Raw genomic sequence first — 17,026 nt, 5'->3', positions numbered from 1 at the left:
CCCCGCGCCCGTCGGTGTTCCAGTACCCGCACCGCCGCCTCCCCCCGCACCACCGGCACCATCAGCTCCCGCTGTACCGGCAACGCCATTCGTACCGCTGGATGACTTTCCGCCAGCACCGCCACTGCTCTCAGTGTTGGTCGCCAAAATAATTCCAGTTTGGCTGAAAGCAGGTTCGTTTGTAGCCAGAACAGAAATGCCTGCCACACCCCACATCGCGAATGTGGCCGCCGGAGCAATTGCCCTGATAAGGGCCAGAGGCGACACTGAACGGATCAAGACAGTTGACTTGTTAATGCGAGTAGAATGCAGCGTAACAGGAATATTTCTCATACCAGAAAATCCGCCTTTAAAGACAATTATATTAAATATAAAATCTGTAAATCTATACTACAGCAATAATACTAAAGCAAATATTAATGATTTTTTTAATTTTATAATGCATTTGTACAATTCTATTGCTATTTAATTGCGGATTTCTATAATTCTAATCTGATGTATAGTTTATATTACTAATTTAAAGTATAAATTACGACTTATATTAACGCAAATCAGTAAAATAACTACAGGGCAAAGCCGAATCAGAGCTATTGTATGAAGCGGCCAACTGGAAAAATTCAACTTCTTGATCCCCGGACCAAACAGCACCATTGGAATAGACAACCACTACAATTTCTGCACTTGACCTAGCCTGCACGCCAACTGAATTTACGCCCAGAACGCTGTTGGTCACGGCTAACCCAAACACATTCACTCCTTTCGTTGTTATGTTGGCCCCAGTAATATTAACAGCGCCCCCATATGACTGAGCACCTGTCCCTGTGCTGGTCATGCTGACAGCACGCGCTGCTGCTCGGGTCATTGTTATGGTATTATTGCCCGGCTGCCCGTCCTGTTGTCCTGAGTATTGCCCGCGGTGATACGGCAGGCTCGGCACACGTTTGCGGCAGATGTTATGTGCAACAGGGATAAACAGAGCGTCTTGATTATCAGGCACTATACGCCATTGAAAAAATACAATGCAGGTCAGATGGCGGGAATAAGCAAGCAACGCACGATATGCGCTCCCTCACGTCCAGAAAAACGACTGGCACCACTATTACTGGCGTTGAACGCGTTTCCGTGATGCAAAGCTGTATAATTTGACACGCCGCTAAAATTCATATTAATCACAAGATTAATGATACGCCTTTAGGAGTTTGCATGCGCCTCGCAAGTCATCGGACGATTGGATCAGGCGGCATCAGCCTTCATGCGCGATTGCTCGATCAGCTTGGACAAAGCATCGTCCGGGGCGAACTCGCCCCCGGTGATCCCTTGCCCAATGCAGATGACTGGAGTGCCGCGCATGGCGTCAGCCGTACAGTTCTGCGCGAGGTCATCAAGGTTCTCGCCGGTAAGGGAATGGTGGAGTCTCGCCCCAAGATTGGCACACGCATTCGGAATCGAGCCGAGTGGAATTTTCTTGATCCAGATGTGTTAACCTGGCGCTTTGGTGCAAGCAGCAATGCGGAAGATGTGAAGAGTCTCTTTGAACTGCGTAAGGCTATCGAACCGATGGCAGGAAGCTTCGCAGCTGAGCGAGCCAGCCCGGAAGCAGTTTCACAGCTTCGTGGTCTTTATGATCAGATGGAACATTGGGCGGATGACAACGAGCGATTTGCAGAAGCGGACCTCGCATTTCATCAAGCCATTTTGCGCATGACCGGCAATGAGCTGTTCGGTTCTCTGGTCGCACTCACAGAAGCGGCAATGTTGATAAGTTTCCGACTTTCGGATGACAATCCGTTGGGTCAGCGCCCATCGCTTCCGCTCCATAAACGCGTCTGTGATTGCATTGAGCAGCATGATGCAGATGGTGCGCGTGCCGCACTCGTTGAGTTGCTGGACAAGTCCGAAGCGGATGTAAACCGATCATTGGATGCACGACGCTCCCGTTCGCGTTAAAACCAATCACCCCGAGACAAAAACATGAAATTACCTGATCTTGACGCCCGGTTTGCTGCGGCCAAAAAAATGGTGCTTGAAGCGGGTGAAATTGCCATGGCGTCTTTTCGCAAACCCGAAATGCTCGGCCTGAGATCAAAAGGCTTGCACGATCCGGTGACTGAAGCTGATCTCGCGATAGATCATCGCTTGCGACAGATAATTGCAGAGTATTTTCCGGAGGACGGTATCCTGTCAGAAGAAATAGGCGGATCGAATGCCCGCAATCTCTGGGTTATTGACCCGATTGACGGCACCCAGAACTTTGCGCGCGGCATCGGGCATTTCGCCATATCCATAGCTTTTGTCAGTCAGGGCCGATGTGAAATTGGTGTTGTCTATAATCCTGCAACGGGTGAAATATTCTCGGCGAAACGCGGTTGTGGTGCATTCTGCCATGACGAACGTCTTGCAGTACGCGAACCAGCAGGACCAGAAGACGCCATAATTGATGCCGGTTATTCCACCAAACTGCCTGTTGCTGATTATATAGCGTTGCTGGGTCGGTTGACGGCTGCGGAGTTTGGTTTTGTGCAGAATGGGTCAGCGGCAATGGGCCTGGCACATGTTGCGGCTGGACGGCTGGATGGTTATTGCGAGTTGCTCTTGCAGAGCTGGGACGTTATGGCGGGGGCATTGCTGATCGAGGAAGCTGGCGGTTGGGTCAGCAGCTTTTCAGCCAATGATGATCTCACACAAGGCAAAGCCATTCTCGCCAGCACGCCCTCGTTGCAGGCGCGCCTTATTGAGATTACCGGCATAGGTGCTGGAGCTTAAACCCAGCCGCCATCCACAATGAATTGCTGGCTTGTGCACATAGCGCTGTCATCGGCCGCGAGAAACAAGGCCATGCGTGCGATATCCGATGGCTGCAGACGTGAAGGCAGGCATTGCCGCTCGTTGATTTGCTTTTCCCCGTCTGACGTCAGCCACAGTTTCATCTGCCGTTCAGTCATAACCCATCCGGGAACGAGGCAATTGACGCGGATATTGTGGGGGCCAAACTCACGCGCCAACGCACGCGTCATGCCGTAAATGGCGGCTTTAGAGGTCACATAGGCAGGGCAATCGGGATCTCCAACCATCCATGTGATGGACCCAAAATTGATGATGGAGCCGCTACCTTGTGCACGCATGTGCGGCAGAACTGCTTGGGCCGCGAAGAACTGATGGCGCACATTGACTGCCATGCGGTCATCCCAATAGCTCACGTCGACATCTTCTGTGCGGTGCCGGTTGTCATTACCAGCATTGTTGCACAAGACTTCTACAGGACCATTGGTATCACTGGCCTGGGCAATTGCTGATTGTAGTGAAGGAATGTCGCGCAGATCACAGGGAATGAAAAACGGTTCGTTCAGACTAGCGCCGGCAATAGATTGTGCCAAGTTATGACCAGCATCCTCGGCAATATCAACAAATGCAACCTTGCTGCCTTGCGCGCAGAAATGTCGAACGAGGCTTTCACCAATGCCGCTTGCGCCACCGGTTATGAATATGCTGCGCCGGCTAAGGCTCGGATATATGGCATAGTTTTGTTCGGCATCTTTATGCATCTAGTGGGTCCCCTTAACTGCAATCTACCAGTGCTTACACGACTTTTCTGAAGTTTGTTCGACAACCACAATGTTGGTAAAGGCCTTCTGAATGAGGCTTATGAAGCATCTGGATTTAAATAGTATGAATAATATGAAGATTGTCACCTGATTGTTACGTGAGCATGTTTTAAGGCCCGTAGAGGACACGGGGACTTGAATGCATAGCTTACAAACAGATCACTCCAGCGCAAAGAACAACGGCGAGAATTTCGCGGTAACGGTCATTGGTGCAGGGACGATTTTACCAGCCAATGGGCGCAGCCCTTCGTGCCATCTGCTTCGCTATGGCAAACAATACGCGATCTTTGATCTGGGACCGGGATCGATTAGCCGACTGGCTTTGGCAGATGTAGATTATCGCGACATCGAGATGATTTTCATTTCGCATCTCCACCCTGATCATACGCTTGATATTGTGACGCTATTACATTCTCTCAATGCGACTCCGGGTTGGGTTCGCACCAAGCCGCTTATCATCGCAGGCTGCTATGGTTTGAAGACCTTTATCGAGCGTCTGCTTGAAATTTACCGGGACGCAGTGCCGGAAAGCTATTCGCTCGAAGTGCTTGAATTGACTGCTGGTCGTCATGAAGTAGCTACCATGACAGTCGAGACTTGGCTGACCGGTCATACATCCAACAGCCTGGCTTTCCGTGTGGAACTAGCAAACGGCACATTTGTCTATTCGGGCGACGCAGTGGACCGAACTGCCATGGCGCAGATCGCACGTGGGGCAGATATTTTTGTCTGCGAATGTTCGTTTGAAAACGGCACGCAGACCGATGACCATCTGACACCTGAGGGCGCGGCAATGATCGCGCAAATGGCGGGTGTTGGTCAGCTCGTTCTGACCCATGTTTACCCGCATGCCGATCTGGCATTGGTTTGTACGCAGGCGGCTGAGCATTTTGCTGGGCCTGTGATCATCGCAACCGATGGGACAGTTGTATCATGCTAGTGCGTTGGTCAATAAAGCCACGCGACTGGGTATGGCTGGGGCTTGTGCCCTTTCTCATATTCGAGTTGGCATTCCAGATTATCCCTCTGCTGAGCCTTGTGAAATCCGCATTCATTTCCGGTGATGGTCTGTCGCTGGCAAACTTCGAGCGTGTGTTTCAACCTGTCATGTTGATGGCTTTCGGCAATAGTATTGGATTGTCGCTTACTACAGCCCTTGGAGGCACTATTGCCGGCGCGTTTGTGGCGCATATCATCGTCACAAGCCGCAATGAAAAGGTAAAACACGGTCTCACGGCACTTGCCGATGTGACGGCAAATTTTGGCGGTGCTCCGCTGGCCTTTGCCTTCGTTATCACGCTCGGTTCGACTGGCGTTGTCACGCTTCTGCTCAAGAAGGTCGGGATTGATCTTTATCCGGATTTTCGTATCTATTCGCTGGGTGGTTTAGGGATTGCCTATCTCTATTTCCAGATACCGCTGGCGATCCTGCTGCTAATCCCATCCTTTCAGGGTTTACGTAAAGAATGGGCAGAAGCGGCTGCCAGTCTTGGTGCGGGAACACTTCGCTATTGGCTTTGGGTTGCACTGCCGGTGTTGAAGCCTGCTCTTGTGAGCTGTTTCTTCCTGTTGTTCGCCAATGCATTTGGTGCTTATGCCACCGCTTGGACGCTCACTGGCTCGTCGGTCAATCTGGTTACGGTGCAGATTGCTGCGCTCATCCGTGGTGAGGTTCAGCTTGAACCAGCTTTTGCCGATGCCATCGCGGTCATGTCACTGGTTATCATGGCAATCTGTGTCACCGCACATCAGCTTCTGGTGCGCTCGGTACGGAGGTTCGCGCGATGAGTGCCAGAGCTTTTGGCGAACCGCATGGTTCCACCGCTTTTGCGCGAACAATGATTATCACACTGTTTCTGCTGTTCATGATCGTACCGATCATTGCCACTGGCCTCTTCTCCTTCTCGATCCGCTGGGACAGAACCCTGTGGCCGGAAGGATTTACGACCCAATGGTGGAGCAAGGTGATGGCGAAAACAGCCTTCCGCACGACACTGATGAACTCACTCACAGTTTCCTCTGCAACGGTGTTCTTGTCGCTGACACTTGTGGCGCCAACCGCATATTGGGTGCACACAAAGCTGCCGCGTGCAAAGCCCGTGATGGAAATACTGGCGATCATTCCGTTTGGTTTTCCGGCAGTGGTGCTGGCGCTCGGTCTTATCCGCTTCTATGGCGCGCTGCCGATACCATTCGTCAATTCGCCGGTTCTGCTTATATGCGCCTATGTCACGATCACGCTGCCATTCATGTATCGCCCGGTCATGAATGCACTGGAGACACTTGATACGCGCATTCTGACCGAAGCGTCTGGCAGTCTTGGTGCCAGCGAACGTCAAACCTTCCTGTTCGTTATCCTGCCCAATATTCGCAGCGGTATCGTCAATGGCAGTCTCCTGGTCTTCTCCGCAGCCTTTGTGGAGTTCGCACTGGCGAACCTGCTGGTCGGCACGCGGTTTAAGACATTTCCAATGTATCTCGTTGAATTCACTCGCTTTGATGGCCGTCAGGCCAGCGCATTGGCACTGATCAGCTTTGCCTGCGCCTGGGTGATTTCGCTCGGGATTCTCTCCACTTCGGGTCGCAACCGCCGTCAGCTCTTTCGCAAACGTCGTGCGTCGGTTGCTACCTGTTGAATTTCTCCATCCATCCGTAATGTTGAAAGGACCGATGTAATGATCGCAAAAGCCCTGAAATGCACCCTGAGCGCTGTTGCTCTGTGTGCATTCACGACCGCCGCTCTCGCCCAGAGCTCTGAAACCATTGTCGCGGGTGCCAAGAAGGAAGGCCAACTCGTCTCCTATGGCATGTCCGACGATTGGGTCAATCTTGGCGCGATCTTCGGCAAGATCGAAGAAATCTACGGCGTCGAACATGTCGACACCGACATGACCTCTGGCGAGCAGATCACCCATCTTCTGGCCGAAAAGAACGCTCCTGTCATGGATATCGGCGATATCGGTTATGACTTCCTCGGCCGCCTTCTCGACGACAAGCTGGCTGGTGAATATAAGAATTCCAGCTGGGACAAGATCAAGCCGGAATTCAAGGATCCGGAAGGCCGTTGGGCTTCGTCTTATTGGGGTGCGATTGCATTCCTCGTGAACACTGATCAGGTCAAGAACGCTCCAGCAACGTGGAACGATCTGCTCAAGCCTGAATATAAGGACATGGTTTGCAGCCGCGACCCGCGCGTTTCGACCTATGCAACCGCTTCAGTTCTGGCTGCTGCAATTGCCAATGGCGGCAGTGAAGAGAACGTCAAGCCGGGCCTCGACTGGTTCAAGCAGCTTCGTGACAGCGGCAACCTGCGCAAGGGCGTCGTGCTCAACGTTGCTTCGATCCAGAAGGGCGAATGCCCGATCTCGATGGTTTACGACTTCGACGGTTTCGCCAAGCGTGATGCCACCGGCCTGCCGCTCAAGGTCATCATCCCGACGGATGGCACTGTTGGCATGTTGTTTGCGCAGTACACGAGCGCAGTTGCTCCGCACCCAGATGCTGCCAAGGGCGCACTTGACTTCCTGTTCTCCGATCAGGGTCAGGTTATGCTGGCCGAAGGCTATGCTCATCCGACCCGTGACGTAGAACTGCCAAAGGAAATTACGGAAAAGATGTTGCCGAAGGAACAATATGCAAAGGTTCACTTTCCATCCAACCTGAAGGGCTTCTCGACAGCTGTGAAGGCAATTGTCGACGGTTGGAACGAGATCGAAGGCAAGTAAGACGCAGCTAAGACGGGGTCAAACAGCAAAGCCCGCAGCAATGCGGGCTTTCAGTCGTTATTGAATGGACCTTGCTCTACACTCTGGGGATATAAGCCAACACAATAATTCTGGGAGACATGCATGAAGCAAGCTGCACTCGTCTTCCTGTCGTTGTTGTTGCGCTTTGTGTTGTTAGATCGACACTGATGTCATCATAGTTCAAAATCACGCGATCAAGAGGATAGACGGCTTTATAAACCGCTTCCTTGGCACAAAACAGGACATGGTCAAAGAGACCAGTGCCAAATGTATCTTCTGTCTTGTCTGCAGAAGTTCTTACAAGAGATTGAATATCTATCGGGAGCGGTGTTGCGGGTTCAACATCGATGCCCAATCCCAGGAAATCCTGAACGCTTCCGATTGCAGCGACAGCAACTTCGTCATCATGCGCGAGCGAACCAACTATATTCCGAGGCCAGACGGGTTCTCCTGCAGAGGCGCGCAAAATCGGAAACTCGCTTAAACCCTCTTTCGCAAGTAACCCGCGCGCAATATAGCGCGCCGCACCACTCGCCTTAAGCCGCTGTAGATTGGTCGTTGGAATAGAGTGTCGTTCCTTCGCAAGAAGCAAAGTGTCATCTTCATTGACAATTACTCGACATTCTACTGAGATTCCATGCGGTACAATTACAGACAGAGCTTCTCTTAATGCTTTTTCATGCTCAGGTGAATTCCGGCTATCGTCAGAAGAGCGTGACATGGTTGAGATCAATCTTGGAGATTGAGATGCGCAATCATCTCACCGTCTTCATCAAGGCCTTCTTCGATAAAGCCTGCTTTCGCGTAGAGCTGTTGGGCAGCTATATTTTCCGGTTCATAACAGATCGATATCTGGCGGACATGACTCAAAGTTCTGATTTCTTCTATTGCTGCCTGCAACGCCGCTTTTCCGTAACCCCGCCCCTGAAAAGATTTGTCGATCATGAAACGGTAAAGCTGGGCAACTCCAGGTTCGCTGGTTGCATCATACATAAGAAAGCCCACCAGTTTTCCCGCGACAAAAATCGCTTTAGGTCTGGCGTTCGCATCGTCATCGGCTTCCAGCAGGGACTCTGTATTACTTGCGACTAAATTCACCTGACTGGGGGCGAGTTCCAATACCTCAACCTGTGACCGGATTTTACCGGTCACAGGAATAAGTCCTACCTGGATCGTTTCTGGATAAGGCTTGTTCAAGCAATGCCTTTCTTTGCGCCCAGCGCCGCAGTTCCACTACGATGAAGTTTTCCAGCATGCGTGACGTCTGCCAACACGATACCGTTCTCATCAACCGGAACGACAAAGCGATTAAGCTTGGCCGGATTTCCACGCCAGACGGAATATGGTTCGAGCACTTCGCCCTTCATCACAAACGAATCCACATCAACGATCGAACCTTCACCCATCACGACGCCATAATGGACAAACGCCGCAGGTCCGAGTGTACAGCCCCGACCAATCCGAATGAAATCAGACTTGAACGCGCCCTCTTCCAGCGAATGTGGCTGGATAACCGAACCTTCATTGAGGGTTGCATCATCGCCAATATCGACAAGAGATCGCTCTGTCAGGTTTGCCCCTCCATCGTAAACGCGTTTGCCGATTTTCACACCAAGCATACGCAGAATCATCGGGCGGAATGGCGTGCCTGCAAACAGCTGCGTAATGGGCGAATCCGAAAGTTTCCAGTGCCGCTCATGACGCCAGAAAGCCGCATCGTAAATCGTCGTCATGCGCGGCTTGAGACCCTTGAAGCCCAGTGAAAGCCGTTCGATAAGAATATAAAACGGAATAGCGATACCGGAAGTCAGGACAACGGCGACGAACAAAGCTTTATGCGCCCACGCATCATAATAATTGAGCGCGCGATCCCAGATTGCGATTGTTGCAAACAGCATCAGCCATTGTGCTGCGAGGAACATCAATCCCGTCCGCAGATTATGGAAATTTTTACGCCGCAATCGGCGCAGTCGGTCCTCTTCGTCGATATTGGCGATCAGTTCCTTATCACGATTAACGATGCGCGGAATTTCAAAGGAAGGCGATCCAAGCAGACCCACATTCTCACGAATTGGTCCATCAATCGGTACCATCACCTTGGTTCCAAGCAGACAGTTATCGCCCGTTCTGCCATCTGGCGGATAGAAAATATTGTTGCCGAAGTAGTTCCGCTCGCCGATCTTGGTATGTTCCAATCGGAACGTTGCAGCCGATTTGTGCATGTTGATCATGAACAAGCCATCCGACACCATTGTCTGGGAGCCGATTTCGCACAGAAGCGGATTTTCCTGTTGCTGGTTGGTCCCGAAATTCGACCCGGTCTGAACCACCTTGTTGAGTTTCCATCCAATCGCACGAATGTAATGCACGATTGCCGAGCTATCACCGAACAACAGATTGAGAAGACGCGAGTTACTGCTTAACTCCACCATTGACTGAAGCCAGTAATGGAAGCCGTAAAGCGTATAGGTGCGGTTTGGTTTGAGAAACAAGCTGACGATGCGTGGCACGAAAACCGCAGCGAGCAACGACACAGCAATCGCGCCAAAAAGCGTTACTGTTGTGCCGATGGCGACAATACCGATGGTTTCCTGATAGTCGTCACTAACATTCTGCCAATAGCTGTGGAACAACAGCGGAAACGGCGTGATGAGCGTAAAAAGACCGATGAGCTGCACCATTTCAAAGGCAACACGACGGGTTTTGGACAGCGTGATGTTGCGAACTTTGCAGTAGTCGGCATCGGTCTGCGCTGCGGGCGATCCATGCCAGTGTTCACCATCAGGAATAGCTTGGCCGCGTTGAAGCGAAGAAGCATGACCAAGCTGCGATCCGTTTCCAATCTTTGTATCAATATCCAGAGTGGAACCAACACCGACGAAAGCATCATCCCCGATGGTAATCGACCCCGTGTGAATGTAACCGCTTTCAGCACGGTAACCCAGAATATTGGATTCGCGACGCAATATCGAATTTTCGCCAACCGAGATCAGATCCGTGCATACCGGTATCGCACGACATTCAATCGCGGTATTTCGACCAAGCCTGGCACCAAGCAGTCGCAGATAAAGGCTATAAAGCGGGTTGCCACGGAAGAGCACCACTGGCGCCGTCCTGATCAGAGTTTTGACCACCCAGAAGCGATAATATCGCAATCCCCATATTGGAAACCGTTCTTCTTTCCAGCGACCGATAAGCAGCCATTTCGCGAGGATCGCAAACCCTGTCATACCGAAAAAGCTGGCACCCGCCAAAACCACGCAGCGGAAATAGAGCTGCAATGGTTCATCGAGTTTCTGATAGACCCAATCGAGGCCCTTATCGAAGAACAGCAGACCTACATAGCTGTAGATTGCATAGAATGCGAGCTGAGCTGCCCCGCACATCCAATATACAAAATTGGACGTCTTGTGGGTGAGGCTTTGTTCTGTAACCGATGCCACCGATTGCTGTGGCAAATGAAGATGTTTCGCAAGACCAGTGATCGACGGATGCAGATAAATATCCCGCATCGACGCCATTTCCCAGCCTTGCGCGGTACGCAACCGCGCACAGAAGCGGGCCATCAGCAGGGAATTGGCGCCAAGGTCATCAAAGAAGTTATCTTCGACCGAAACTTCATCGAGATTGAGCACTTCGGCCAAAGCATCGGCCATGAAACGCTGGTCATCATTGGCTGGAGGAACGATAACACGTTCGGCCGAGAGACGCACATTGGTCGGTTTTGGCAATTGACGCAGATCGGCCTTGTTGGAAACCGTCATCGGAATTGCATCAAGCTCTTCCAGATAGGTCGGAACCATATAGGACGGAAGACGCCGTTTGAGTTCGCGGGCAATGTCAGCGCGCTGGATAGGCGGCATTCCGGATTTAGGCGCATAATAAGCAACGAGTTCCACGCGACCCGGCTCAATTTCCCAGGTCGTCACAGCTGCCTGTGCGACTGAAGGATTGTCGAGCAGGACGGCTTCAATTTCTCCAAGCTCGATACGATAGCCACGGATCTTCACCTGCGTATCGATACGACCGCGATACTCGATCTCGCCTTGTGCGTTGATCCGTCCAAGATCGCCCGTACGATAAATACGTTTCGACGGATTATTCGGCAGGCCTATAAAGTCCGGTATGAACTTCTGATCCGTCAGATCCTGCCTGTTGAGATAGCCCACCGCAAGACCAATGCCGGCAATACCGATTTCACCCAGCTCATCAGGCTCAGTCAGTTTTGCTTCTGTCGGATCGATAATGACAATCGAATAAGTTGGCAGGGGAGCGCCGATTGTAACAGGTTTATCGGGTGTGAGCACACCCATCGTGGCGGTAACGGTTGCTTCAGTCGGGCCATAAGTATTCAGCAACAGTCGCCCGGGCTTCGTCCAGCGGGTGACCAGATTGAGAGGACATGCCTCACCGCCCACCATAAGCAGGCGCAGCTTTGGGACATCACTTTCAATCGAAGACAGCAATGTCGGGCTGCATGCCATGCAGTTGATGTCATTTGTGCGCAGAAAATCTGCAAGTTCTTCGCCAACCAGCGTCAAAGGCCCAGGCGCAGGTATGACGGTGGCACCTGCCGTGAAGGGAACCCAATATTCCTCGGCCGAGAAGTCAAAGGCTATCGTCATGCCGTGATAGACACGGTCATCAGGCTTGTATCCATAAGAAACTGCTGCGACACGCAAGAAGTTGCAGAAGCTTTGATGGCGAATGGCCACGCCCTTTGGTCGCCCGGTCGTCCCGGATGTGTAAAGGATGTAGCAAATCTCATCAGGATTGGCGGCTCTTGCTGCGATATCCAATCGAGCTTTAGAATGCTGAGAGATTTCCGCTGAACACGCATCAATCAACAAATGCGGAACGGGCATTTGTTCCACACGTGCTGAATAGGCACGAAGCGAAATCACAAGCTTGACGCCGGCATCATCAATGATGAGAGCCATGCGATCTTCTGGAAAGGCTGTTGCGAGCGGCACATATGCAGCGCCTGCCTTCATCACCGCAAGAAGCGTGATGTAAGTCTCGGCAGAGCGGTCCAGCAGCAAACCGATGCGATCATTGGGCTTGACGCCATGTTCGATCAGGAGCCGCGCAAACTGATTGGCCCGCTCATCGAGTTCTTCGTATGTCCATGATCGCCCGTCAGAAATGACGGCAATGGAGCCTGCAAACTTTTCGGCAAGTTTTTCAAAAAAGATATCAAGCCGCTCGCCGGGTTGACCAGCCTGTGCGAAATCCGCGCCAAACAAAATCTGCTGAGGTGCCGCAGAAGCGCTTGAACTACGGGGCGTAATGCTCACACCCAGTTCGCTTCCGTTTGCGTCACTTTCGTCGTTTACCGCTGTAATTTTATCCAACCCAGCACCATCAATACCGTGGCTCATTTTAAATACTCACTGACCAAAGGTCGCGCATCGCCGGGCACTTGTACGCGTTAGGCGAGACACCCGAATATGATCAGGTATTGTCTATCGTCGGACTTTGCACAGCGGCTCTTGTGACCGCTTCTGGCGTACGCAACTACGCAAATTAATCAAAATAAGAAAGTGACATTCTCTTGACCAAAATATTGTTTTGGCAAGTGTTGCAGATTAGCGCATGTCCTGCCCAGTGTTTATAGCCGATCGTAATATATCACTGCAATAATTATCCACCAATGTCTGTAAACAGGTATCCTTCGCGCCTCGATTTCTGACGGCAATCTCAACATTATATGAGGCTGCAAGTCTACTATGAACGTGCCATCAAAAACTGACCAACCCTAAAATCTGCGAGTGAGTTGTCTTGCAACCCTCTTGTTGACTGTTGCACAAGCCCTTAATGTCGATATGTGGAAACCGATCATTTCAGCACATGCAGCAATTGGCCAAAAAATTATTTGAAGAAGCCGGGTGGGGAATCCCCGCCTCCATCGGTCTTCATCTGATTTTTGCATTCCTTCTTCTCTATCGCATCCATAACGTGTCGCCACCTGCTGAAGATCAAAGCGTTAATGTGGAACTGGTTCCTCCAAAACCAAGCGAAGACACATCAGACAGCAAGTCGAATACGGACGCTAAGCCGCCGGCTCAGGCTTTCGAATCCGCTTCGACTGAAAAAAAGCCACCCGCCCAGACGGAAAGTTCCGAGCCGCCGATAGTACCTGACAATCCCCATCCGGTAGCGAAAGAAGAGAGCAAAGTTCTTCAAAAGTCCGATAATAATGCTCAATCTGAAACTGAACTTCACACTGAAGATGAAGGCATGACCGCCGCAACCAAAACAACGGCACAGGCACAGGCATCGCGAACTCCAACCGTTGCAGCTGACAAGCCAAGCGAAGTGACGCCCAAACTCACACCTGCGCGCCAAATCTATTCAAAAGAGACCCTCTCAGATCCGCGCGTGAAGCAAGCAATCGGCAAGCTCCCTCCGCGAGACCGAATTGTGCAGATTTGCGGGATCGAGGCGCTGGAGCAGGTTCGGCACCAAAGACCCGGTACTTTTCCCGATATGCTTGCCCCGAGCGCCGGCGTGGTTTCCGACACAAGCTTCACTATCCGCGACGGAGCTTTTCGCAGTCGGGCGAAATGGTATTCGATCGACTTTCAATGTCAGGTCGATACCAAAGCGATGACAATAACAAACTTCAGTTATTCTATTGGCAAGGCGATCCCCGAAGTGCAGTGGCATTCAAGACAACTGCCGAAAGACTAGCAGCCGCATTCCAGCATTTTCTTCCGGTGCTATCGATGAATCACTGGCGAATGATAAAATCGCTGCCGCTTGCGCCCTTCCAGCCAAGCTTAAGTGCATTGCATTTTTTATTGAGCGCCACATTATGATTAGCGCGCAGACATTCTGATGCAGAAATTTCCGTATTTTTCTGTACAGAACTGACACAACCAGCGCCGACTATCATCACAGCAGCAAGCAACGTTCCATTGATCATCTTCATGGTATTATACAACTCTATTTTCTAATCTCTGTTTTAACTGTTAGATTCTGGTTTTCTGATCTTAATCATGATTTTATGCCTAACATTCATCGTAATTGACGAGTTCTATCAAATATGTGAGTAATAACTCACATTGTCTACTCGCATTAGGAAATCGACGATATGGCTATGCCGAGCCCCACAAACCCCAGAAAATCTGCATCGCAAGAAAGGTCTAGAATGACCGTCGAAGCGATACTCGATGCCACTGCTCGCGTTTTGGTGCGTGAAGGATATGCCCGAACCAGTACAAATCGCGTCGCCGCAGTCGCGGGCGTGAGTATCGGCTCGCTCTACCAGTATTTTCCCAACAAGGAGTCGTTGGTGGCCGCGCTCGTCGCAAGGCACAATCGTGAAATTCTGGCACTCCTGGAAAACGCTATGCAGGAATGCGCATCGGACGATCTGAATAACGCCATGCGAGAACTTATTCGTGCAATGATTGCTGCGCATCGGGTTGACCCTGAGTTGCACCGCATATTTAAGGAAGAAGTCCCCCGCATAGGAAAACTTGCGGAGGTGGAAGCAATCCGCAAGGATACGCTGCATCTGGTTCGGCATTATCTCGAACAATGTCAGGACGATATCCAACTCAAAGACCTGGACACAGCCGCATTTATTTGCGTCACCACCGTTGAGACCTTAACCCATGCTATCGTGCTCAATGATTGCGGGCATTCCCTTTCCGATGAGAACGAAATCGTGGAACATATCACGCGGATGATTGCGGGGTATTTGGGTACTGCGCCGCTGCCCATCCGCGCGATCCTGAAGGAAATGGCCTGATCTCCACCAAGGCGCGAAGCTCGTTGTCAGATGAAACACCAGCACATCGCATGTAGCGTAGATGTGATGGTGCTCCTCTTGCGCTGATTAAAGTGAATGCCTATTTGCTGCTTTGTCGAAAATGGTGGACCGGTCTTTTGGTGAGCCCCGGTCAGTCGATGGTGCAATGCCATTGACCACAATCCAGCCCTTGGGCCGCGGACCACGACGGAAACCGGACGCTATGCGTCTGCTCCGTCCGTGCCGTTCAGATACGTCACTTTCGTAGCACCGCATCCGTCCTTTGCACCATGGCGCAAGCCAATCCGAAAAGGACAAACACTATGCACGACACACAAGTGCTTATTATCGGCGGCAGTCTTGTCGGCCTCTCCGCAGCTGCCTTCCTGGCCTGGCGCGGCGTAAAGACCACAATTATTGAAAAACATATTGGAAGCGCGCTGCATCCTCGTGCCATAGGATTTACCGAACACACGCTTGAATTTTACCGAGCCATCGGCATTGCCGATCAGATACCTGTGGCAGATCCGAGTTTTCGACTACGACGCGCGCGTGCTGAAAGCCTCTCAAGCAGCCTGAAAGAAGAAGCGCAGAAGTGGACCCCTACCAGAAAACCAATGGAAGAGGGTCCAGAGCGGGCACTTTCACCCGCTGGAACAGCCGCCTTCGCACAAGACAAACTTGAACCTATTTTGCGCAACCGTGCATCCGAACTTGGTGCCGAACTTCGTCTCGGCACAGAATTGATTGCGTTTGAAGAAACAGAAAATGGCGTGAGTGTGCTGGTTCGCGACCGGAAGACGAACGAAGAATATACCCTGTCTGCAGCCTATATGATTGCGGCAGATGGCGCAGAGAGTACCGTCCGGGAAACGCTCGGCATTCAACGTCATGGTGTCGGACATATCGCGAATGTCCGCTCCGTTCTGTTCAATTGTCCGGCCGCTGATATTTATCTGGAGTGTGGTTTCCAGCAGTTCGAGATTGAACAAGATGATTTCAGGGCGTTTCTTACGACCTATGGCGATGGGCGCTGGGTATTGATGTTCTATGGCGGTGCGGTGAAGCCTTCCGCAGCATACGAAGCTGATATCCGTCGGGCTCTTGGTGCCGATCTGCCATTTGAAATCATCACCTCCGGTACGTGGGAAATGGCTGGCTGTATCGCTGATACCTATTCTAAAGGGCGCATTTTTCTCGCAGGTGACGCAGCACATCAGTTGCCGCCAACACGCGGTGGGTTTGGTGCGAATACCGGTATCGACGACGTCTGGAATCTTGCGTGGAAACTCCGCCTTGTATTGGACGGATCATCCACTCCGTCTCTGCTCGACAGCTATTCTGACGAGCGACAACCAGTTGGTTGGCTGCGTCACCAGCAAACTTTTGCACGTCCTGATTATGCTCGTTATGTTGATCATGCTCTCCAGGGAGAACCGCTTTTTGACGACAACGCAATGGAGCTTGGCCAGCTTCATCGTTCAGAAATCATCATGGGAGCAAGTAATACACTGCCAGCGGCAGCACATCCCGAGGTGTGGGCTGGACAACCGGGTGTGCGGGCGCCGCATCTTTGGATCAAAGCCGACAGGAGCCAATCAACAGTCGATCTTTTCGCGAATAGTTACACCCTTATGACTGAAAGCCCACAATGGGTGGCAGCGGCGGAAATCGTCAGAGGCGAGTTGGGTTTCCAATTCGATATCTGCCATGTGGGAAAAGATGTGATTATCAGCGACACCAGGCAATTTGCTGAAGCTTACGGAACAGGAGCCGTTGGTGCGTCGCTGGTTCGTCCGGATGGACTGGTTTGCTGGCAAACAAAACGCGCTCCGCATGAGAATGACGCGCAATTTTCCGATGTTCTGCGGAAGGTTGCCAAGCTGGTTTGAAGTTAAAGGATTTAATGCTCGGGGCGG

Annotated in this window: 16 protein-coding genes; 9 read left to right on the top strand and 7 right to left on the bottom strand. The window is 51.5% G+C overall.

Annotated features, from left to right (window positions below; translation table 11 throughout):
* Together CEV32_RS23545 and CEV32_RS23285 are read right to left on the bottom strand one after the other, a co-directional pair.
* Positions 1–333, bottom strand: a 333-nt coding sequence (locus CEV32_RS23545; RefSeq protein ID WP_208620760.1) for a hypothetical protein, incomplete at its 3' end; no start/stop codon positions are given.
* Between the two features lie 208 nt (positions 334–541).
* Complete coding sequence (locus CEV32_RS23285) at positions 542–1,051, bottom strand: hypothetical protein (protein ID WP_143128765.1); 510 nt, start codon at positions 1,049–1,051, stop codon at positions 542–544.
* A 152-nt stretch (positions 1,052–1,203) separates the two neighbouring features.
* On the opposite strand from CEV32_RS23285, the gene CEV32_RS00135 reads away from it, so the two are divergent.
* A complete protein-coding gene (locus CEV32_RS00135; RefSeq protein WP_094573424.1) occupies positions 1,204–1,947 on the top strand; it encodes a FadR/GntR family transcriptional regulator in 744 nt (247 codons plus the stop codon).
* Between the two features lie 24 nt (positions 1,948–1,971).
* Positions 1,972–2,763: an inositol monophosphatase family protein gene (locus CEV32_RS00130; protein WP_094573423.1), complete on the top strand. Its 792-nt coding sequence runs from the start codon at positions 1,972–1,974 to the stop codon at positions 2,761–2,763.
* Here the strand turns inward: CEV32_RS00130 and CEV32_RS00125 are convergent.
* Positions 2,760–3,542, bottom strand: coding sequence for an SDR family NAD(P)-dependent oxidoreductase (locus CEV32_RS00125; RefSeq protein ID WP_094573422.1), 783 nt, complete (start codon positions 3,540–3,542; stop codon positions 2,760–2,762). The two genes, CEV32_RS00130 and CEV32_RS00125, sit on opposite strands and share 4 nt — an antisense overlap.
* A gap of 199 nt (positions 3,543–3,741) precedes the next feature.
* Between CEV32_RS00125 and CEV32_RS00120 the strand changes: the two genes are divergently transcribed.
* Genes CEV32_RS00120 through CEV32_RS00105 form a run of 4 tightly spaced genes read left to right on the top strand, consistent with a single transcriptional unit; the run spans position 3,742 to position 7,327 of the window.
* Complete coding sequence (locus CEV32_RS00120) at positions 3,742–4,542, top strand: MBL fold metallo-hydrolase (protein ID WP_094573421.1); 801 nt, start codon at positions 3,742–3,744, stop codon at positions 4,540–4,542.
* Entirely contained in the window at positions 4,536–5,390 is an 855-nt protein-coding gene (locus CEV32_RS00115) for an ABC transporter permease (protein ID WP_094573420.1), read from the top strand. Before CEV32_RS00120 ends, CEV32_RS00115 begins: the two co-directional genes overlap by 7 nt.
* The gene (locus CEV32_RS00110; RefSeq protein WP_094573419.1) at positions 5,387–6,238 is read left to right on the top strand and encodes an ABC transporter permease; all 852 of its coding nucleotides are present in this window, start codon (positions 5,387–5,389) and stop codon (positions 6,236–6,238) included. Before CEV32_RS00115 ends, CEV32_RS00110 begins: the two co-directional genes overlap by 4 nt.
* Positions 6,239–6,277: 39 nt before the next feature.
* Positions 6,278–7,327, top strand: a complete 1,050-nt coding sequence (locus CEV32_RS00105; protein ID WP_094573418.1) for an extracellular solute-binding protein — start codon at positions 6,278–6,280, stop codon at positions 7,325–7,327.
* A gap of 76 nt (positions 7,328–7,403) precedes the next feature.
* On the opposite strand, the gene CEV32_RS00100 is transcribed toward CEV32_RS00105, so the two are convergent.
* From CEV32_RS00100 to CEV32_RS00090, 3 genes are read right to left on the bottom strand one after another with little or no spacing between them, the layout of a single operon-like run.
* Positions 7,404–8,069 (bottom strand): 4'-phosphopantetheinyl transferase family protein, encoded by a 666-nt coding sequence (locus tag CEV32_RS00100; protein ID WP_094573426.1) that lies wholly within the window; start codon positions 8,067–8,069, stop codon positions 7,404–7,406.
* An 8-nt stretch (positions 8,070–8,077) separates the two neighbouring features.
* Positions 8,078–8,545, bottom strand: a complete 468-nt coding sequence (locus CEV32_RS00095) for a GNAT family N-acetyltransferase (RefSeq protein ID WP_235818670.1) — start codon at positions 8,543–8,545, stop codon at positions 8,078–8,080.
* Positions 8,542–12,729: a Pls/PosA family non-ribosomal peptide synthetase gene (locus CEV32_RS00090; RefSeq protein ID WP_094573417.1), complete on the bottom strand. Its 4,188-nt coding sequence runs from the start codon at positions 12,727–12,729 to the stop codon at positions 8,542–8,544. The genes CEV32_RS00095 and CEV32_RS00090 overlap by 4 nt, the downstream gene beginning before the upstream one ends.
* 469 nt (positions 12,730–13,198) lie before the next feature.
* On the opposite strand from CEV32_RS00090, the gene CEV32_RS00085 reads away from it, so the two are divergent.
* Complete coding sequence (locus CEV32_RS00085) at positions 13,199–14,041, top strand: DUF930 domain-containing protein (protein ID WP_094573416.1); 843 nt, start codon at positions 13,199–13,201, stop codon at positions 14,039–14,041.
* A gap of 40 nt (positions 14,042–14,081) precedes the next feature.
* On the opposite strand, the gene CEV32_RS00080 is transcribed toward CEV32_RS00085, so the two are convergent.
* Positions 14,082–14,282, bottom strand: a complete 201-nt coding sequence (locus CEV32_RS00080) for a hypothetical protein (RefSeq protein ID WP_094573415.1) — start codon at positions 14,280–14,282, stop codon at positions 14,082–14,084.
* A 219-nt stretch (positions 14,283–14,501) separates the two neighbouring features.
* Between CEV32_RS00080 and CEV32_RS00075 the strand changes: the two genes are divergently transcribed.
* A complete protein-coding gene (locus CEV32_RS00075; protein ID WP_094573414.1) occupies positions 14,502–15,107 on the top strand; it encodes a TetR/AcrR family transcriptional regulator in 606 nt (201 codons plus the stop codon).
* Between the two features lie 323 nt (positions 15,108–15,430).
* The gene (locus CEV32_RS00070) at positions 15,431–16,999 is read left to right on the top strand and encodes an FAD-dependent monooxygenase (protein ID WP_167382711.1); all 1,569 of its coding nucleotides are present in this window, start codon (positions 15,431–15,433) and stop codon (positions 16,997–16,999) included.
* The last annotated feature ends 27 nt before the right edge of the window (positions 17,000–17,026 follow it).

The organism is Brucella rhizosphaerae, from assembly GCF_002252475.1.
Lineage (GTDB): Bacteria > Pseudomonadota > Alphaproteobacteria > Rhizobiales > Rhizobiaceae > Brucella > Brucella rhizosphaerae.
Note: the sequence above shows the minus strand (reverse complement) of the source record. Positions and strands in the feature narration are given on the sequence as shown.